Here is an 18,662-nt window from a genome sequence, read left to right as displayed (position 1 = left end):
CGACCGGAGCAACCGGCGCGACAGGTACTCAAGGCATTCAAGGTGTTCCCGGTCCAACCGGTGCGACAGGCACTCAAGGAATCCAAGGCGACCTAGGTCCGACGGGAGCAACCGGCGCGACCGGCATCCAAGGAATCCAAGGTGACCTAGGTCCGACAGGTGCAACCGGCGCAACAGGCATCCAAGGAATCCAAGGAATCCAAGGCGATCCAGGTCCAACCGGAGCAACCGGTGCAACAGGTACTCAAGGAATTCAAGGTGTTCCCGGTCCAACCGGAGCAACCGGTGCGACAGGTACTCAAGGCATTCAAGGTGTTCCCGGTCCGACGGGAGCAACCGGCGCGACCGGGGCTACGGCTGCGGGTACAGTAATCCCATTCGCATCAGGAATACCAGTCGCATTGACTACCCTAGTAGGCGGAGCTGCAGGGACAGGCGGCTTAATCGGATTTGGAAACTCGGCACCGACACTAAGTGCTCTTGGTGCAAATATAGACCTTACAGGCACCATTGCCGGACCTTTGACGAATTTTGCATTTTCGTTTCCGCGGGCGGGGACAATCACATCCATTTCAGCGTACTTCAGTGTTACAGCTGGATTATCCCTTGCGCTCGGATCCATAACGATAACAGCCCAATTATATCAATCGACCACACCTAACAATATTTTTACCCCTATTCCTGGTGCAATTGTGACGTTAACACCTTCACTAGCAGGCTTAATTTCGCTCGGCGCTATCACCGGAGGCATAACAACGAATCTGAATATAGCAGTGACGCCGCAAACACGTTTATTAATGGTGTTTTCAGCTACAGCAAACGGACTAACCATCGCAACTACAATCGCAGGATATGCAAGTGCAGGCGTTGTGATAAATTAATAGTTTACCTTTTACTCAACAATTTGCATGTTAGAAATTGTTGAGTTTTTTATTAGCATAAAAAATAATATGCATTGAAAGCCTTTGTACATAGGAAAATCATTTTTGGACATTCTAACAAGAAAATATCGGATGAGGGGATGTCTATGCAAATTGAGTGGTCGTCCGATTGGAAAGAGGGCTTTACTGAGCGGTTGGAAAATCGCCAACCGTGGGATAATTGGACGCTGTATAAAATGTGCTTTGACGTGGAGAAGTCGAAATTGATTACAGACTTCCACGGTCTACAATCGCCAAAATATTTACCCGGGTTGACTCCTTTCCCGCATCAATTGGAGGCTGCGGAAACAGTCATCGAGCGGATGAATGGGAAAGCCATTCTTGCGGACGAGGTCGGTCTCGGGAAAACAATTCAAGCTGGTTTGATCCTGAAAGAGTATTTGATACGTGGCCTCGTGAAAAAAGCGCTCATTCTTGTCCCGGCCTCACTTATGAATCAATGGATCGATGAGCTGAATCAAAAATTTCATATACCGGTGATTCACTATAAAAAAGCGTATGATTTGGACTACTGCAACATCGTCATCGCGAGCATCGATATGGCAAAAAGGAGTCCTCACAAGGAAAACCTATATAACCAGGATTTTGATTTAATCATTATAGATGAGGCTCATAAATTAAAAAATCCAAAGACGAAGAACTATGAGTTCGTGCAAAACCTCAAGAAAAAGTTTTGTTTGCTGTTGACGGCAACACCTATTCAGAATGACGTATTCGAGCTGTTCAATTTGATTTCTTTATTGAAACCGGGGCATCTCGGCAATTTCGAAACATTTCAATCGGTGTTTTCCGCGAGCAAGCATAATGTGGAAGAAGACGAGTTTTTAAAGGAATTAATTAATCAAGTAATGGTGCGGAATTCAAGGCACGATACGGGAATCGAATGGACAAATCGTCGTGTTCAAATCATCCCGCTTGAGTTCAGTGAAGCGGAAAAAGAAGTATACGGCATGATTTCAGCGTTGAAAAATGTATCTTCCGTCTTTTCGGGTGCCTTTTCGATGATCACCTTGCAAAAAGAAATGTGCAGCAGCAAAGAAGCGGTCTTCCTTACTTTGAATGAAATGCGGCAGAAATGCGCGAACTCGGAGGAAAATGCTTATATCGATGGGCTGATCGGTAAATTATCTGCTTTGCAGATCAACACGAAAGCGGAAAAGGCGTATGAAATTATTTCGCAGGCAAATGACGAGAAGGTCATTATTTTTACAGAATACAGGGCGAGTCAAACATATTTGCAGAACTTTTTATATGAAAAAGGCATTGTCAGCGTCCCGTTTAACGGGCAATTCAGCAAAAATAAACGCGAGTGGATGAAGCAGCTATTCAAGGAAAAGGCGCAGGTGTTGATCGCAACGGAATCCGGCAGCGAAGGGATCAACCTTCAATTTTGCCATCATGTCATCAATTATGATTTGCCGTGGAACCCGATGAAATTAGAGCAACGGATCGGTCGTGTCCATCGTTTAGGGCAAGAGCATGATGTTAATATATACAATTTGGCCATTAAACATACAATTGAGGACCACATCCTGGAGCTGCTGAATGTGAAGATTGGTGTCTTTGAAAAAGTGGTTGGTGAGTTGGATTATATTCTGTCGGAGTTCAAATTATCGATCTAAAGGCAAGGAGGACGCACATGTACCCACAGCAAATTCATCAGTATGTAAGACGATTTTTCATTGAAAACAGCTGTCATATTTTGCGGGAAAATGAGCACTTCATTCACGTGCAATTAACGATTGAGATGGATAAAAAAATTATGAATCGCCCGTTCTACTGGAAATACTTAGAGAGCACGGGGGACGAGCCGAATCCTGCGCAGCTGACATTGATAACCGACAAAAACAAGCTGACCGAAAGCATTGTCGGGGAGGTTGTCCACTACGGATCGCCCCGGCTTAATCAGCTATTCAGCGTGACGAAAGAGCTCGGTTCTTTCGTGCAAATGTATGAAAAGCCACCAGTAACCCAAGTTCCCGTGCAGACGATACTGACACCATGGGTAGGGGTGAATTATAAAATAACGTATTCCAGTGACCGGACGAGAGAAATCCTTTATTCGCTCGGCATCAATTTGATGACAGGCATGATTATTAAGGAATTTCAGGAATCAATAAGTCGTTTGGAACTGGAAAGTACGATATCAGCAAATACATTCCACTTGCCGTATACGATAAAACCACAACGTGCCTTGGAGCGATTGGACGCGGTAATTGAAAATCAAATAAAGCTGGACGACCATACATGGGCGGAAGAAGCGCGTGTCAGGCAGCAACGCGACATTCGTGTGCTGGATTATTTTTACGAAGGAATTGAAAATAAGCCTGAAACGTATGAAAGTGAAAAAAAAGCGATTAAGGAGCAGTATGAAACGAAAATACGCATTGAAATCATTAATGGCGGACTGTTTTATTTGAAATCGATTTGATGTTTGAAGCAATGCCGTTTATGGTGTCTGTTATGGGCGTCATAAATGGTTTTTTATTATTTTGTAATAAAGGTTTTTGCCGTGTTGTGCAGAATAAATAGATAAGGCGACATAGCCAAAACGGATTGGGAGGCATACATAATGGATCGAGAAGAATCGCGACGGCTGACATTCAGGTTACCGGACCTTCGGAAGAAGGAATTGCGGACAAAACTGACAGCTTCGGAACAGCAGGAATTGGATAAGGTGAGGGCCGTCATGGCGGAAACTTACCCGAATCGCACGAGCGAACAGTATGCGGATAAGGTCAGGTTAATGGCCATCAGAAACTTCACAATCAAGGATACTACACGCAAGGAATCGATCTTTCAAAAACTGTTCAAACAGGAAAATAGTAAAGAATACAGACTTCATTTCCTGAATGAGGATGAGGACGTGGCGGCGTATACATTTCCGTTCACATTCGGCCTTGAGATCCGTCAATTAATGGAGGATGTCGGACTTGGGCTTGATTGGCCGAAAATGTTGCCGGTCGACGACGGCATGTCCTATACAGATCCACTGGAAGAGGATGACAAGGAATGGTTTGAAGCTTTCCCGGATCCCGCTTGGTGTGCCGCAAAACTGGACGAAGTGAAAAGTCTTGAGGAGAAGGCCGCTGACCAAAGTGAAGAGATGGTAAAGGCGATTCGGTGGATCAAGACGCATTGGGAAAATGGATATAAAATCTATGCGGACATCGACCCGTGGGAAGACGATGATTTGGATTAAATTAATGCTGGATTAATTCCGCTGCCGGTTGAAATTCCAATAGGAAAAGACCGCCAATTGAGTAGCAGTAGGCGGTCTTTCGTTTTTCAATTATTCCATCGGCAAGTCGAAGGTCACCGATTTCTCTTTAAATAATTTTTTTGCATTGCTGTCGGCAAGCGGACCGAATTGGAGCTTCAGTTCTTTCAATAGGTCGAACTCATCTTTTCGGAATAGGAATACCGCTAGGATTTCTTCCGACTCGCCAGGCTGCAGGTCACCATAGAGGGTTGGTTCTAGCATGCCTTGAGACAACATCGTTCCTCGATTTTGGTCAAGGATCAACCGTTTGTCGATCAATGATTTCGCTATGGCTTCCTTACTATCGTTTTTCACTTGGAGTTTTGCTGTCAATGCGACGAGTGGACCATCACCGAAATTGCTGAACCGTGAAGCATGCGCTGTCGTAGGCTTGACGTCGGCGTATTGGATGCCTTCAAGGGTGACTCTCACGTCATCGATTTTCTGTGTTTCATCTATGTCTTCCTTTGCAAAGAATAGTTCCTTATCTGCAATCGTGTCTGTCACCATTTTATCTGCATACAGTGCTGAACTTTTCGATGCTTTTTCAGCACCGTCTTCATTGAAAGGGACTTTAAAAATGGCTTCTTTTCCGATTCGCTTATTAAAATCGTCTTCCAGCATCGGAATATCGATCGTATAGGTCGGCGCACTTAACCGCTCATACTGTGCCTTCGTCATGGTGTAGGCTTGCATCCCGGTATACTTCCCAGGAGAGAATTGGCGTCCCGCATTGTCTTTATCGCCTAGCAGCCAATCTTCCCGATTCACGAGGCCGATTCGCTTATACAAGTTTTCTGTACCGTCATCGGAAAGCATCATGGTGCTTGCATTGAAAAATACATCTTCATCCAAGTTGTTTTCGAATTCGAGTTTGTACGTAATGACATACCCTTCATCTTCATCATCGAAATTATGCTTGGCCGATTCGTTCATATTCGACACGTGTGCGATTTGGTATTCTTCGATGGAGATCGTCACTTTGTCCGAATAGGCATATGTCAGACCCGGATCTGAATTCGTATAAACGATGTCAATGTCGCCGCCCGTTTCTTCTTCTATTGTTGGATTGATGTTTTCAGCGGCTTCGTTTTGTGGATTTTCGGAAGCATCCGCTTCATCTTCTTGTTCTTCTGCCTCTTCTACTTCAGTCGTTTCGGTATCCTGATTTTCGTTCGTTTGCTTTTCTGTTTCGGGTTGTTCGGCAGCTGACACATCCTCTTCCTTCTCTTTAGCTTGCCCACAAGCGCCGAGGATGAGGATTGCTGCTACTATACTACTCAATATAATTCGTTTCTTGTTCATTTTATGCGCCCCTTTATAAATGTCATTACCTAGATAATTTTAACAGTTCTTCCTATAGCAAAAAGAACCGTTCTGAAAATGGTGCTTAAGTGTAATTTTCAGAGAGGTAATATGTGGAAAGTACTATATCGACTTTTTAAGGTGCCTGTGCAGCGCGCTATTCAAATTATACACAACAATTGTATAATTCGAATATAGAAGTAGTGTAATGACAATGTTCATGGGGAATTTTTTCTATAATTACTCATCAAATTGAATATTAATAAATGTCTACTGCACAGGAGTTGGAATAATTCTGTTTATTCACTACGATTGAATATAAAAAAACGAAAGGTGAACAATGTCGCTATTTCACTTTTTGATATTTGAATATAAATGCCTCTTATTGAATTGTCATAAATGTGCCATGCACAGGCACCCGTAGTTATTTTTATGACACGTGTCATAACCATCTTCTTACACGTGTGAATGTTCGCTGCGCTTCCTGTTGGCTACAATGAAGACAATTCAAGCTGAAGGAAGGGGAAGGACATGGAGACGTATCACGGACGTATTCGATTGTTGGATATTTTACGAGGAATAGCGGTGTTGGGAACGTTAGGCACGAATATTTGGATTTTCGCCCACTTGGGGGACTTGGGCTATATTACGACGGGGGATTATTCAGGTTGGTGGGAAACAAATGACTTCATCCGCATGGTCGTTTTATTTTTTGTGAATGGTAAGCTGCTAGGTTTGCTGACGATCATGTTCGGTGTCGGGGTCGAATTAAAATATAGGCAAGCGATGAGAAAAGGAAAGGCATGGCCGGGTGTGTACCTTTGGACGTCTGCTTTTCTGATTGCCGAAGGATTCCTGCATTTTACTCTTGTCATGGAGTACGATATTTTAATGAGTTACGGGGTGACCGCCATTATCGTCGCTTTCATTATCAAAGGCGGCGATCGGCGGATTAGGAGAGCGATGCAAGGATTCGGAGGCTTCCACGTCTTTGGCATTCTGTCCCTTCTGCTACTTGGTTTACTTGGTGCGAACATGTCGCTTGGAAGTTTTCAGGAAGTGGTCGCTCTGTATAAAGACGGAACATGGTTCGAGCAAATCCGATATCGCTTGTCCAATTTCCTTTTACTTCGGACGGAAGCGATTTTCATCATCCCGATGAATACTTTCCTTTTCCTTTTAGGAGTCCGCATGGTGCGTGCGGAAGTATTTTCGCCTACTGATAAGGGGCGGGCGCAGAGGCGCAAGCTTTTAAAAATCGGCATTTTTATTGGATTCCCTTTGAATCTATTTACGTTCGTTCCCGGAGGTGCATTTGATTTGCCGACCCGTTATCTGTTCGCCCCGTTGGTATCCCTCGGCTATGTTGCGCTAATTGCAAAAATGATAGAATGGAAGAAATGGAATTTCTTTTGGCAACTTTTTGAACAGGTTGGGAAGATGTCGTTAAGCTGCTATGTCATGCAAAATTTGATTGCTTCTATCCTTTTCTATGGATGGGGACTCGGATTAGGCGGCAAATTAAGTTCCATCCAGATCATATCGATTTGGCTGGGCATCTCATTGATTCAACTTCTGTTGGCTTCGTTATGGTTGCGGTATTTTGCATTCGGACCGATGGAAACGGTTCGCAGACGGGTTATCGGGATGCTTTCAGCAAGATGAAACGGGGGAAGTCAATGTGGGATTGAGGATTTATCCGAAAGAACAGATGAAGCACTATTTGATCATTGACGTTATATCCGTTGTGTTTCTCATATTTATTATCCTGGAATCAGAGAGTGTTTTAGGTCTGCCGATTCGCCTTGTTTTATTAACGGTCTTCCTTTTCTCGTACTATATTGCCTTATGGCATCGGGATGTCCGTCTGCTGCTGGCTGTGCTCGGTGGCGTTGGAATCCTCACAGTCTTCGGCGTGTTCATTAATCCGCCTGTACTTCTATTCGGATTTATGTTTGCGGATTTATTAGGAAGGGCGGTGAGTCACTGGCATCGTGGAATTGGGATAGCGGCGATCGGGGGCATGTTTCTTACTGTTTTTTTCAATCAATTGAATGCCGGCTTCAGTTGGGAGCATTCTTTCCTTCTTCCCGTCATGATTTTGCAAATGGTTTATCCGCTGTTAATTTACGTAAGGGGTAAGAACCTTCATTTGAAGGATGAATTACTCGTAGCCAATCATCAGTTGGAACAGCAGTATATTGAGGAGCAGGAAAGGCATCGCATCGCGAGAGATCTTCATGACACATTAGGGCAGACATTGACGATGATCAAACTAAAAAGCGAGCTAAGCGCCAAATGGATTGATCATGATCAGGAACAGGCCAAAAAGGAATTATTGGATATCCTCTCCTCGTCAAGAATTGCGTTGAAGCAAGTGCGGGAGCTAGTTTCTGAAATGAAATTCATTCCGTTGGATAAAGAAATTGAACAGGTTATATCGATACTAACACAAGCTGGAATGGAAGCGACAGTCGAAGTGATGGAAGAGCCGCCATTGCTTTCTAGTGTAGAAGAAACGATGCTCAGCCTTTCATTGCGTGAAGCGGCGACAAACATTATCAAACATAGCAAGGCTACTCATTGTCTTGTGAGGATGAATGTGGAAAATGATACATACTCGATTCAGATTTCCGACAATGGTATCGGTTTACAGCGGATAAAAAGCGGAATGGGCATGCACTCAATGAAAGAGCGGATGCAGGCATTGCTTGGTACGGCTACTGTGGAAGAGGGAGAGAGAGGAGGCACTGTCGTCTCGCTCCGACTCCCTGTAAGCCATCATGAAAGGAGCGTCATAGAATGATTCGAATACTGATTGCGGAAGACCAGCAGATGGTGCGCGGCGCCTTCACATCCTTACTGCAGTTCGAGCAGGATATCGAAGTGATCGCAGCCGTTGCCGATGGAAAAACCGCTTATGACGTCATCGAGCAAACAATTCCGGATGTCTGTATTTTAGATATTGAAATGCCGAATGCAAGCGGGTTGGAAGTCGCTCAAAAAATTCGTGCCGCTCAACTGCCTTGCAAAATCATCATCGTCACAACTTTTGCCCGACCAGGCTATTTGCAAAAAGCGATGGATGCCCAAGTGGAAGGCTATTTATTGAAAGATGAACCGATCGATTTCCTCATACAATCCATCCGTCGGGTCATGAAGGGGGAGCGGGTCATTAGTACAGATCTGTCCGCGATTATTTTTATGCAGGAGAAAAATCCGCTCAGCGAAAGAGAGGCAGAAGTGCTGCGTCTCACGAATGAAGGGTTGAGGACAGAGGAAATCAGCAAAACTCTTTTTTTGACGAAAGGGACGGTACGGAATTATGTCTCATCTGCAATTCAAAAGGTCGAGGCAGAATCTCGGACTGAAGCTGTACAGATTGCAGTGGAAAAAGGGTGGATTTAAAAATTTGTTTGTGAAGGATACTTCCTCGGTTGCAGTTCATAAGCGTGGCTATAAGCAAAAAAGAGAGGGCTTATCCCAGCGAAAGTCATGTAATGACTCTTGGAATTGCCCTCTCTAGCACTCTAATTACGTTATTGTCATGTAACGATTATTGAATCTGCGTCAATTCTGAGTGTAGAACGCGTTGTGCCGTAATGATCACATCTGCCGCTGTTAGTCCGTAAACAGAGAACAAGCCACCGTTTTGATTCGGAACAATTTCCACTTCATACTGTGGTGACCCTCCTAAATTCCGAGTTACAACAGCAGAAGCATTAGCATTTACGCTAAAGTTAGTGGATGAAATTAGTTGTCTTGTCCCGTTGAGTCTGAAGACTCGAATAACCCCAGTAAGTGTTCCACCTGTAAGATTGAGGATTTTGACTCGAACTCTAGCTGCATTTGCCGGTTGGTTCCCGGTATTTTCAATCGGTCCAGTAGTGAGAGGCATTTACAACACCTCCTTTAAAAATATTTAATCTGCAGATTATAGAGTCATTCTATTCGGCTTGTGAACAAGTGAATAAACGAATGTAACGATGTACTAAAAAAATATTTAAAAATGCCGGATGCCTTGATACATTTGACTAAATAAATGTGTAACCTGTCCAACACAGCACGAATTACTTATTGAAAAAGTTATATAAGCAGACAGTCTACTGCTATTTCAAAACGAAAATTATGACAGTGGTCCAAATAAAAGATAGAGGACTTGCCTGTTTTATGGAGAATAGTAAGTTGAGTTACTATAAAGGATTGGGCAGTTGTAACGGAGAAAAGCTATTGAAGTCTATTTCGAAAGGATGTTAAAACGTGGAATTACATAAAGACCAGGCAGTGAATTTTCTTCAACTGATCGTCGCGGGGGAGATTGACGAGGCGTATGAGAAGTACACAAGTCCGGAGCTCCGCCATCACAATCCATATTTCCCCGGGGATGGTGAGTCGCTCAAGCAGGCGATGAAAGAGAATGACGGGATGAGCCCGAACAAGACGCTTGATGTGAAACAGACGATTGAAGAGGGGGAAAAGGTAATGGTTTTTTCTCACATCAAACAGAACCCCGAGGATATTGGAGCAGCAGCTGTCCATATATTCCGCTTTCAAGAAGGGAAGATTGTTGAAATGTGGGATGTCGGCCAACCCGTACCGGAAGATTCATCGAATGAGAATGGGATGTTCTAAACTGGTGCCTGTGCAGTACGCTATTCAGATAATTCACTGCAATTGTATATTGAAAATAAGGAAGCCAGCTAAATCAACGTTTAGTTGGCTTCCTTTTGCATTTAAATCCATATAATTGAATTGTCATAAATGTATGGTGCACAGGCACCGTAAATAATTAATAAGGATCGGCTTCGTGTCCTTTTTCTTCAGCTGTTTTCGGTGCTTTTTCGCCGTCTTTATTGCCGAGAGGCGCTCCTTCTCCCAATTTGGAGCCTTCTGATTTTGTATTCTCTAATCCCTCTCTCAGGCGTCGGCCGTATTCGTCGTCGGCTTCTTCGGCGAGGGCGACCATTTTTTCTTGAATCCGTGGGTCGCATTTGGATAGGTCATTCACGAGATTGGTAATCAGTTCATCCTTTTCCCAATCCTCGAATGCGCGGTATGTTTCTCCTGCCTGCTTCGTGTTGTCATTGCGATCGATCGATTCCCGGACGAGATTCCCTTCCACGTATGGTGTATATTCCGTCCCGGGCTGTTCCGCCTCTTGCAGGCCGCCTAAAATGGATGGTTCATAGTTGATATGTGGGTTTTGTCCGGGTGCGCGATCGACTTTATATTGCATTTGACCACCCATCTGGTTTGTCGCGACACGCTTTTTCGGTGCATTGATCGGCAGTTGGAGGTAATTCGCTCCGACCCGGTGGCGCTGGGTATCTGAATACGAAAATGTGCGACCTTGCAGCATTTTATCATCCGAGAAGTCGAGTCCGTCGACGAGTACGCCTGTCCCGAATGCAGCTTGCTCAACCTCGCTGAAATAGTCTTCTGGGTTTTTATTCAACACCATTTTGCCGACTTTGCGCCATGGGAACTGATCATTAGGCCACAATTTCGTATCGTCGAGTGGATCGAAATCGAGTTCCGGATGTTCATCGTCACTCATGATTTGGACGAACAGCTCCCATTCCGGATAGTCTCCGTGCTCGATTGCGTCGTACAAATCCTGCGTCGCATGATTGAAGTTCTTCGCCTGGATTTCCTCAGCCTCTTTCTGCGTTAAGTTTTTGATCCCTTGCTTCGGTTCCCAATGGTATTTCACCAAAACGGCTTCTCCTTCACTGTTCACCCATTTGTACGTATTCACCCCGGACCCTTGCATTTGGCGATAGTTTGCAGGAATGCCCCAAGGAGAATAAATGAATGTCACCATATGGAACGACTCAGGCGAGCTTGCGCAGAAATCGAAGAAGCGTTCACTGTCCTGGATGTTTGTGACCGGGTCCGGCTTAAATGCGTGTATCATATCCGGGAATTTAATTGCATCGCGAATAAAAAAGATTTTCAAGTTATTGCCGACCAAATCCCAGTTGCCGTCCTCCGTGTAAAACTTGACCGCAAACCCTCGTGGATCCCGGAGCGTCTCAGGTGAATGGCCGCCGTGTATAACGGAAGAAAAACGGACGAAAACAGGTGTCTGCTTCCCTTTTTCCTGAAACAGCTTAGCACGCGTATATTTGGAAACCGGTTCGTCGCCGGCTGTCCCGTATGCTTCAAAATAACCGTGTGCACCGGCACCTCGTGCATGCACAACCCGTTCAGGAACGCGTTCCCTGTCAAAATGGCTAATTTTCTCGATAAAATCATAGTTCTCTAAAGCGGCTGGTCCTCTATTGCCGACTGTCCTCAAATTTTGGTTATTCGTAACGGGGTGCCCTTGCCGATTCGTCAACGTCATGTCGTTTTCCATGTCAGAAGTATTGTGCGCTGTTTCTTTATTGTTCTTCATGGTATCCTCCTGAAAGCTGAATTTCCCTTCCCTTTGGGATATAGGGTTATATGTGTATCTTACCCTTCCCCTTAAAGGTTTTAACCGGCTAGCGAAGGTTTATGTTAATAAAACAGGGGGCGTCGTTGTAAAAGCGCAACCAATCCAGTATACTTTCATGATAAAGAATAATACGTTTAAAGGATGATCATCAATGACGTTTGAAGAGATATTGCCGCGCTTGAAGGCTGGCGAAAAAGTGATCCGCAGCGGTTGGGGCGGAGCTGAATTGTTCGTGAAATTAGTCGGTGAGGAAGAGCATGAAGGGAAGAAGTTGAACCCTTATTTCTTAATCGATGTCGAAGGGGAAGGCTACACGATGTTTACGCCGACCGTTTGCGATCTATTAGCGGATGACTGGATTATTGTTGAATAAAAATTTGTAAGAGCTCATGAACTATTCATGGGCTTTTTTTGCGGGAGGAAGCAGATGAAATTTGAAGAATTTGTCGGGAAGACAGTATTTATAACAGGAGCGGCGTCGGGTATCGGCCGTGCGCAGGCGATCGCTTTTATGGAAAACGGTGCGAATGTATTTGCATTCGATATGGATGAATCGGGGTTGCTTTATTTGAATGAAAGATATCTTTCCCGTTTTTCTTATCGTGTCGGCAGTGTTAGCAATCGTGATGAAGTTGCGGAGGCTGTTGAACGAGCACTTTCGATATATGGGCGGATCGATATTTTATTAAACACAGCTGGTGTTTTGGATGGCTTTGCGAAAACATTGGAGACGGATGAAGCTCTTTGGGACCGGATCATGGATACGAATGTGAAAGGCATTTATTTCGTGACGAATGCTGTACTTCCTCATATGTTGGATCGGAAATCGGGTGTCATCGTGAATATGGCGTCGATTGCGGGACTCGTTGCAGGTGGGGGCGGTGCAGCTTATACAGCGTCCAAACACGCGATCATCGGCTATACAAAACAAACGGATTATGATTATTGCAAGGAAGGGATCCGGGTGAATGCCATCGCGCCGGGAGCCATTGAAACGCCGATGAACAAGGCGGATTTTGAAGGGGATGGCGAGCTGGCGAAATGGGTTGCGCAGGAAACACCAGCAGGCAGATGGGCGCAGCCGGAGGAAGTGGCCGGGCTGACACTCTACCTTGCAAGTAATGCTGCTGACTATATTCATGGCACTGTCGTTCCGATGGATGGCGGCTGGATTATGCGATAGGTATATTCATGGGGATTTTCTTTTGTTATAATAGGCGGGCAAGCAAATTCTGTTTGCACTGCGGCACTTCGGTTTGGGCGTTCGGCCTATTCCTCCTTTGGCCGTAGTTATGACTAAAATAGCCCCGCGCTATTTTACAAAGGAGAATGACAAATGAATATCTCTACACTCAAGGATTCACCACGGACCGCCGTGAGTGAATTAGCGAAGACTGCACTCATTGCCGGCTTATACGTCGCGGTGACCGTGCTGTTTTCAGTCATCAGTTTTGGCGCCATACAACTCCGTCTATCGGAAATGTTCAACTACCTCGCCCTGTACAATAAACGGTACGTCGTGGCAGTTACAGCTGGCGTCGTCCTCGCCAATTTCATGTCGCCTACGTGGATATTGGATGTGCCGATCGGGGGAATTGCGACATTGCTCGTTTTGCTGCTCTGTCGAAGAGCGACGAGGAACATAAAGAACGATGCGCTGAAAATGGGCGTAACTGCTATTATTTTTGCGTTATCCATGTTCACCGTTGCGGGCCAATTATCGATCATGCTTGGATTCCCATTCTGGCTCACGTATTTTACTGTCGGCATAGGAGAATTGCTCTCCATGACAGTAGGCGGAATGATCATGTATTCATTGCACAAAAAACTGGATTTCACAAAATAAATCACAACCCATTCCTTCGCACAAGGGGTGGGTTTTACTATGGAAATTTATTTTGGTGCCTGTGCAACACACTAATCAGTTAATACACTACAATTGCATAATTTATATAGGTTAATGTTATAGAAACAATATTTGTGGCAATCATTACTGAATAATTATTCTTCTAGTTAAATAGTCATAAATGTATGCTGCACAGGCACCCGAAAAGGTACTTGGAAAATAAAAGACTTGACTTCTTGGATGAGCATGATAAGATTCATAGCAATTACTTTTACGGAGAAGTATTTCAATTACATAGATAGTGAGAGATGGTGCAGTAGTTCGATTGTGTGCAGCAACTAGAGACTGAATGGGTGGTGGAAGTTCAGGCAGCAATCAGGGTGAAGTACGCCATCGGTTTTTCTCAATTTGACATGAAGTGGATGGCCGATAACAAATCGACTCATCAAGTAGGGTGGTAACGCGGAGAACTCCTTCGTCCCTTTCTAAGGGATGGATGGGGTTTTTTTGTACTTGTTTTTCGGAAAAGGAGATGGCATACATGAAAAAAGAAATGACTTTTGGACTTTCAATTATCCCAATATTGGCATTACTAATCGCGGCAGCTTCATCGATTTTCATTTGGGAGGCGGGGATGCATATCCCGTTACTCGTTGGGGTGCTAGCTGCTGCATTGGTTGCAAAAGTTTGTGGTTGGCGTTGGGATGAAATCGAAAAAATGATGGTGAATGGCGTATCTCGGGCATTGCCCGCAGTCTTTATTTTACTGATTATCGGTATCATTGTGGGAACTTGGATTGCTAGTGGTGTGATCCCAACGATGATTTACTATGGTTTATCAATCATTGAACCTTCGTTGTTTATTCCGCTGGTAGCACTCATTACTGGAATTGTTTCAATTACATTAGGAAGCTCATTTACCTCCATTTCGACAATCGGGATTGCTTTCATGGCGATTGGAGAGGGGTTGGGATTTACTCCGGGACTTGTTGCGGGTGCAGTCATTTCGGGAGCGTACTTCGGTGATAAACTATCGCCGTTGTCCGATACGACAAACATCGCTCCGGCTATGGCTGAAACAGATTTGTTCAGCCATATCAAGCATATGCTTTGGGATACGATTCCTGCATTTGTCATTGCACTTATATTATATTGGCTCGTAGGTCGTTCAGGTGTAGCAACGCATGCTGTCGATACGAATGACATAAATCTTCTTAAAACAGGACTGGGAGATGTCTTTACCATTCATCCACTGCTGTTGCTGATGCCTGTATTTACAATTATTTTAATGATGAAGCGTGTTCCGGCCATTCCAGCGTTAACGATTGTAGGACTTTTAGGGGCTGTACTTGCCGTAATCGTTCAAGGCTCTTCCATTTCCTCAATCGCGCAAGTAATGACGAGTGGATTTTCAGTGGATACGGGGATAGCTACGTTGGACTCTTTGTTGAATAAAGGTGGCCTCTTATCGATGTTGGGGACAATTGGGCTATTAGTCATTGCCACTGCCTTAGGTGGGATTCTAGAAGAAACAGGATCTTTCGAAGTGGTCACAAGAAAAATGATTGCAGGTGTCCGTTCAACGGGAACGTTAATCAGCACGACCATTCTTTCAACTTTTTTCATAGCATTCGCAAGTGGAGCACAAATGTTAGCCATTATTTTACCGGCAAGAACATTCGTCCATACGTATAAAGAAATGGGAATCGATACGAAAAACCTTTCAAGATGTGTCGAAGCGGCGGGGACGGTAGGCATTAACCTTGTCCCATGGGGGGTTCCGGCGATTTTTGCAGCAAGTACTCTAGGCGTCAGTCCAGGAGAATTTATTCCTTATGCATTCTTTGCGATTTTAGTTCCACTTATCAATATCATTTTTGGTTTCACGGGCTGGACGATTACGAAGAAAAACTATCGAAAGAAAGAAGAAATAAAAACTGAAGGAGCCATATCGTTATGAGCAAAGTCATTTTACATGTGTTAGGAACGGCTCAAGATGCGGGTTTGCCACATCCAAATTGCTTTTGCAAAAACTGCGCGGAAGCCATTAAAAATCCTGCGTTTAGGCGTACAGCAGCGTCACTAGCCATTGTGCTGCCTGAAGAAAAAGCATGGCATTTGATAGATGCTACGCCAGATCTGAAAGAGCAGATGGCAAGGGTGCAGATGAAGCACAATTTGCAAGGGCAGCTCATGTCGAGCATCTTTTTAACACATGCGCATCTAGGCCATTATCCCGGATTATTATTTTTAGGGAGAGAAGCGATTGGTGCAAAAAACATCCCGGTGCTGGCAGGGGCGAAAATGAAGAATCTTTTGGAAGAACAAGCCCCTTGGAGCCAATTAACAAAACTTCATAATATTGACCTGCAAGAAATGCGAGATGGTCAAGCGATTGTTGTTTCACCGGATGTCACCGTTACACCTGTTGAAGTCCCGCACAGAAATGAGTTTTCTGAGACATTTGCGTTTTGGATTACAGGGACGAAGAAGAAAGTTTTGTACATTCCGGATATCGATCGATGGGAACAATGGGACAAGGACATCTATGAAGCATGCAAGGAAGCGGACATCTGCTTACTTGACGGCACATTTCATTCCACCGAAGATCTTGAAAAGATTGGCCGGGATTATCGGGAAATTCCTCATCCGCTCATGACGGAAACAATGGATCGATTACAAGATTTAGTGGGACAAACTGATATTTATTTCATTCATCTTAATCACTCGAATCCCGCGATTGATCGAGAGCGAACGGTTCGGAACGAGCTTGAAATGAAGGGCTTTCATATTGCGGAGGAAGGTATGGAGTTTGTTTTGTGACATAGGAAGTTATATCAAGTAAAGTGGTAACATGTATGCTGTGTAGGCATTATAGGGAAAGGGATGTATAGGTTGGAAATGCAATCTGGAATAGTTTCGAAACGTGTACATAATAAATTGAGGTTTGTTCTACTATTAGGGTCGTTGACGGCGTTCGGACCGTTGTCGATGGATATGTATTTACCTGCACTTCCGCATGTGGTGGATGATATGCAGACAAACGCTTCACTCGTGCAATTGAGCATCACGGCCTGCTTATTAGGACTTGCAGGCGGGCAGCTCCTCTTTGGCCCACTGAGCGATATCCATGGCAGGCGTCGCCCGTTGCTTTACACGCTGCTTGTTTATGCGGCAGCGTCTTTATTGTGTGCATTCAGTTCGTCGATTTGGATGTTTATCGGCTTGCGTTTCGTGCAAGGTTTTGCCGGTGCAGCTGGAATCGTCATTGCCCGAGCATCCGCACGCGATATGTATTCCGGGAAAGAGTTGACGAAGTTTGTCGCATTGCTTGCATTAGTGAATGGAGCGGCTCCTATTTTAGCACCGATTTTCGGAGGGGCCGTCCTACAATGGGTATCGTGGCCCGTGGTGTTTATCATTTTAAGCTTGATTGGCGTCGTCATGTTTTTGGCGGTCGCATTAACGCTATCTGAAACATTGCCGCCTGAAAAAAGGGCGGAAGGTGGATTACTTGCTACGGTCAAGACTTTCCACCTCCTGTTGAAAGACCGGATTTTCATGGGTATCTCGCTATCACAAGCATTCGTCTCGATGAGTATGTTTGCGTATATCGCGGGATCTCCGTTCGTTCTGCAAAATATTTACGGAGCGTCGCCACAACAATTCTCCTTCATCTTTGCGGCAAATGGAGTCGGTATCATCATCGCCGCGCAAGTGACAGGGAGACTGGCGAACTACGTTGAAGAAAAGAAGCTCCTATTTGCAGGCATCGTCATTTCTTTCATCGGTGCAGCCCTGCTCATAATGGCTATCACTCTGAACCTGCCATTTTGGCTCCTGCTCGCTGCTTTATTCCTCGTCGTATCGAGTGTTGGAATCGTCGGGACGACAGCATTTTCGCTCGCAATGGAAAGGCAAGGGAAATCAGCAGGCAGCGCATCGGCATTCTTAGGCATCCTGCCGTTCGGAGGCGGTGCGCTCGTCTCTCCGTTGGTCGGAATCGGCGGCGACTATACAGCGGTTCCGATGGGGATCACGATTTTTGTATGTAGTTTAGCGGCTCTTCTTATTTATATAACCGTGTCGCGGAGAATGAGTCGGAGTGCATCATAATTGGCTGTAAAGGAGGCGCTTCGTGCATCTTCTATACGTCTGCTTGTGCGAAATTCGAATTTACAGGTGTAACCAAGTCCACCGAATTGGCAATTTATCGTTATTATATTATATTATATTTCGACCAAGAAGCGATTACTGCTTCTTGGTTTTTTGATGAATTCCAGCGCATCAATAGGAGTTTTTTAAAAATCATTTATTGTGATGCAACCATTCGATAGGCTTCTTTATCTAATCTATTGACGAACTAAGAAAGGGGGCTATTAAGATGAGTTCAGTTAAATCACTAGTCAAGAAGGCGAAAAAAGGGGACGGGGAAGCATTCGTCTCCCTTGTGAAGCAGTATGAGAATGTATTATTCAAAACAGCGAATCGATTGTTGAACAATGACGAAGACGTTGCCGATGCAATGCAGGACACAATATTGTCGGCTTATGAAAGACTCCATACGCTAAAAAATGATCACTATTTCCATACGTGGATGTATAAGATTCTGATCAATAAATGCAATAGCTTGTTGAATAGAAGAAATAAAGTGACTTCGTTTGACGAGCATATGGCGCATGGCCGGGCAGATAGTCATTTCACTTCCATTGAATTGGAAGATGCGCTGGATAGTCTGCCGCCAGATACGAAAACCGCTTTGGTCCTTTATTACATAGCAGGCCTGAACAACAGAGAAATAGGTGAAGTGTTGGATGTGCCTGCGGGAACAATTAAATCAAGGATTTCAAGAGGCAAACAAATGCT

At 44.6% G+C, this 18,662-nt stretch carries 18 protein-coding genes; 15 read left to right on the top strand and 3 right to left on the bottom strand.

Annotation, left to right across the window (positions count from 1 at the left end; translation table 11 throughout):
- The 4 genes from AWV70_RS06830 to AWV70_RS06815 form a co-directional block, all read left to right on the top strand.
- Nucleotides 1-881: exosporium glycoprotein BclB-related protein (locus AWV70_RS06830; protein WP_201024328.1), on the top strand; the 881-nt coding region annotated here is incomplete at its 5' end.
- 140 nt (nucleotides 882-1,021) lie between these two features.
- Entirely contained in the window at nucleotides 1,022-2,563 is a 1,542-nt protein-coding gene (locus AWV70_RS06825; RefSeq protein WP_060205502.1) for a DEAD/DEAH box helicase, read from the top strand.
- 17 nt (nucleotides 2,564-2,580) lie between these two features.
- Entirely contained in the window at nucleotides 2,581-3,372 is a 792-nt protein-coding gene (locus AWV70_RS23385) for a YqhG family protein (RefSeq protein ID WP_060205500.1), read from the top strand.
- 141 nt (nucleotides 3,373-3,513) lie between these two features.
- On the top strand, nucleotides 3,514-4,143 hold the full coding sequence (locus tag AWV70_RS06815) for a hypothetical protein (protein ID WP_060205498.1): 630 nt from the start codon (nucleotides 3,514-3,516) through the stop codon (nucleotides 4,141-4,143).
- A gap of 90 nt (nucleotides 4,144-4,233) precedes the next feature.
- Here AWV70_RS06815 and AWV70_RS06810 read toward each other — a convergent pair whose 3' ends face one another.
- Nucleotides 4,234-5,508, bottom strand: coding sequence for a DUF5068 domain-containing protein (locus tag AWV70_RS06810; RefSeq protein WP_060205496.1), 1,275 nt, complete (start codon nucleotides 5,506-5,508; stop codon nucleotides 4,234-4,236).
- Between the two features lie 531 nt (nucleotides 5,509-6,039).
- Between AWV70_RS06810 and AWV70_RS06805 the strand changes: the two genes are divergently transcribed.
- The 3 genes from AWV70_RS06805 to AWV70_RS06795 are packed head-to-tail and all read left to right on the top strand — an operon-like array spanning nucleotide 6,040 to nucleotide 8,916.
- Nucleotides 6,040-7,173 carry a DUF418 domain-containing protein gene (locus AWV70_RS06805; protein ID WP_060205494.1) on the top strand — a complete coding sequence of 378 codons (1,134 nt, stop codon included), beginning with the start codon at nucleotides 6,040-6,042 and terminating at the stop codon, nucleotides 7,171-7,173.
- Between the two features lie 16 nt (nucleotides 7,174-7,189).
- Nucleotides 7,190-8,314, top strand: a complete 1,125-nt coding sequence (locus AWV70_RS06800; RefSeq protein WP_153009918.1) for a sensor histidine kinase — start codon at nucleotides 7,190-7,192, stop codon at nucleotides 8,312-8,314.
- A complete protein-coding gene (locus AWV70_RS06795) occupies nucleotides 8,311-8,916 on the top strand; it encodes a response regulator transcription factor (protein WP_060205493.1) in 606 nt (201 codons plus the stop codon). Before AWV70_RS06800 ends, AWV70_RS06795 begins: the two co-directional genes overlap by 4 nt.
- 148 nt (nucleotides 8,917-9,064) lie before the next feature.
- Here AWV70_RS06795 and AWV70_RS06790 read toward each other — a convergent pair whose 3' ends face one another.
- A complete protein-coding gene (locus AWV70_RS06790; RefSeq protein WP_060205492.1) occupies nucleotides 9,065-9,406 on the bottom strand; it encodes a hypothetical protein in 342 nt (113 codons plus the stop codon).
- A gap of 362 nt (nucleotides 9,407-9,768) precedes the next feature.
- Between AWV70_RS06790 and AWV70_RS06785 the strand changes: the two genes are divergently transcribed.
- The gene (locus tag AWV70_RS06785; protein WP_060205491.1) at nucleotides 9,769-10,140 is read left to right on the top strand and encodes a nuclear transport factor 2 family protein; all 372 of its coding nucleotides are present in this window, start codon (nucleotides 9,769-9,771) and stop codon (nucleotides 10,138-10,140) included.
- A gap of 157 nt (nucleotides 10,141-10,297) precedes the next feature.
- On the opposite strand, the gene AWV70_RS06780 is transcribed toward AWV70_RS06785, so the two are convergent.
- Nucleotides 10,298-11,908 carry a catalase gene (locus AWV70_RS06780; RefSeq protein WP_060205489.1) on the bottom strand — a complete coding sequence of 537 codons (1,611 nt, stop codon included), beginning with the start codon at nucleotides 11,906-11,908 and terminating at the stop codon, nucleotides 10,298-10,300.
- A gap of 193 nt (nucleotides 11,909-12,101) precedes the next feature.
- On the opposite strand from AWV70_RS06780, the gene AWV70_RS06775 reads away from it, so the two are divergent.
- The 7 genes from AWV70_RS06775 to AWV70_RS06745 all read left to right on the top strand — a co-directional run.
- The gene (locus tag AWV70_RS06775; RefSeq protein ID WP_060205487.1) at nucleotides 12,102-12,323 is read left to right on the top strand and encodes a DUF2829 domain-containing protein; all 222 of its coding nucleotides are present in this window, start codon (nucleotides 12,102-12,104) and stop codon (nucleotides 12,321-12,323) included.
- 54 nt (nucleotides 12,324-12,377) lie between these two features.
- Nucleotides 12,378-13,133 carry a 3-oxoacyl-ACP reductase gene (locus tag AWV70_RS06770; protein ID WP_060205485.1) on the top strand — a complete coding sequence of 252 codons (756 nt, stop codon included), beginning with the start codon at nucleotides 12,378-12,380 and terminating at the stop codon, nucleotides 13,131-13,133.
- Nucleotides 13,134-13,286: 153 nt separating this feature from the next.
- Nucleotides 13,287-13,796, top strand: a complete 510-nt coding sequence (locus AWV70_RS06765) for a QueT transporter family protein (protein ID WP_060205482.1) — start codon at nucleotides 13,287-13,289, stop codon at nucleotides 13,794-13,796.
- A gap of 541 nt (nucleotides 13,797-14,337) precedes the next feature.
- Nucleotides 14,338-15,756 carry a Na+/H+ antiporter NhaC gene (nhaC, locus tag AWV70_RS06760; RefSeq protein ID WP_060205480.1) on the top strand — a complete coding sequence of 473 codons (1,419 nt, stop codon included), beginning with the start codon at nucleotides 14,338-14,340 and terminating at the stop codon, nucleotides 15,754-15,756.
- A complete protein-coding gene (locus tag AWV70_RS06755; RefSeq protein WP_060205478.1) occupies nucleotides 15,753-16,619 on the top strand; it encodes an MBL fold metallo-hydrolase in 867 nt (288 codons plus the stop codon). The genes nhaC and AWV70_RS06755 overlap by 4 nt, the downstream gene beginning before the upstream one ends.
- 78 nt (nucleotides 16,620-16,697) lie before the next feature.
- Nucleotides 16,698-17,912 (top strand): multidrug effflux MFS transporter, encoded by a 1,215-nt coding sequence (locus tag AWV70_RS06750; RefSeq protein WP_235588562.1) that lies wholly within the window; start codon nucleotides 16,698-16,700, stop codon nucleotides 17,910-17,912.
- A 268-nt stretch (nucleotides 17,913-18,180) separates the two neighbouring features.
- The coding region (locus AWV70_RS06745; protein ID WP_060205474.1) for an RNA polymerase sigma factor at nucleotides 18,181-18,662 on the top strand (482 nt) is incomplete at its 3' end.

This window comes from Sporosarcina koreensis (assembly GCF_001531445.1).
In the GTDB taxonomy this organism is placed as follows: Bacteria; Bacillota; Bacilli; order Bacillales_A; family Planococcaceae; genus Sporosarcina; species Sporosarcina koreensis_C.
The sequence above is the reverse complement of the archived record's forward strand: the minus strand, read 5'-3'. Positions and strand labels throughout refer to the sequence as shown.

What these genes read in the sequence shown, in the direction of transcription:
- AWV70_RS06795 (WP_060205493.1), top strand. Translation starts at nt 8,311, where the DNA reads ATGATTCGAATACTGATTGCGGAAGACCAGCAGATGGTGCGCGGCGCC.
- nhaC (WP_060205480.1), top strand. Translation starts at nt 14,338, where the DNA reads ATGAAAAAAGAAATGACTTTTGGACTTTCAATTATCCCAATATTGGCA.
- AWV70_RS06810 (WP_060205496.1), bottom strand. Translation starts at nt 5,508, where the DNA reads ATGAACAAGAAACGAATTATATTGAGTAGTATAGTAGCAGCAATCCTC.
- AWV70_RS06805 (WP_060205494.1), top strand. Translation starts at nt 6,040, where the DNA reads ATGGAGACGTATCACGGACGTATTCGATTGTTGGATATTTTACGAGGA.
- AWV70_RS06750 (WP_235588562.1), top strand. Translation starts at nt 16,698, where the DNA reads ATGCAATCTGGAATAGTTTCGAAACGTGTACATAATAAATTGAGGTTT.
- AWV70_RS06790 (WP_060205492.1), bottom strand. Translation starts at nt 9,406, where the DNA reads ATGCCTCTCACTACTGGACCGATTGAAAATACCGGGAACCAACCGGCA.
- AWV70_RS06825 (WP_060205502.1), top strand. Translation starts at nt 1,022, where the DNA reads ATGTCTATGCAAATTGAGTGGTCGTCCGATTGGAAAGAGGGCTTTACT.
- AWV70_RS23385 (WP_060205500.1), top strand. Translation starts at nt 2,581, where the DNA reads ATGTACCCACAGCAAATTCATCAGTATGTAAGACGATTTTTCATTGAA.
- AWV70_RS06755 (WP_060205478.1), top strand. Translation starts at nt 15,753, where the DNA reads ATGAGCAAAGTCATTTTACATGTGTTAGGAACGGCTCAAGATGCGGGT.
- AWV70_RS06775 (WP_060205487.1), top strand. Translation starts at nt 12,102, where the DNA reads ATGACGTTTGAAGAGATATTGCCGCGCTTGAAGGCTGGCGAAAAAGTG.
- AWV70_RS06815 (WP_060205498.1), top strand. Translation starts at nt 3,514, where the DNA reads ATGGATCGAGAAGAATCGCGACGGCTGACATTCAGGTTACCGGACCTT.
- AWV70_RS06780 (WP_060205489.1), bottom strand. Translation starts at nt 11,908, where the DNA reads ATGAAGAACAATAAAGAAACAGCGCACAATACTTCTGACATGGAAAAC.
- AWV70_RS06770 (WP_060205485.1), top strand. Translation starts at nt 12,378, where the DNA reads ATGAAATTTGAAGAATTTGTCGGGAAGACAGTATTTATAACAGGAGCG.
- AWV70_RS06765 (WP_060205482.1), top strand. Translation starts at nt 13,287, where the DNA reads ATGAATATCTCTACACTCAAGGATTCACCACGGACCGCCGTGAGTGAA.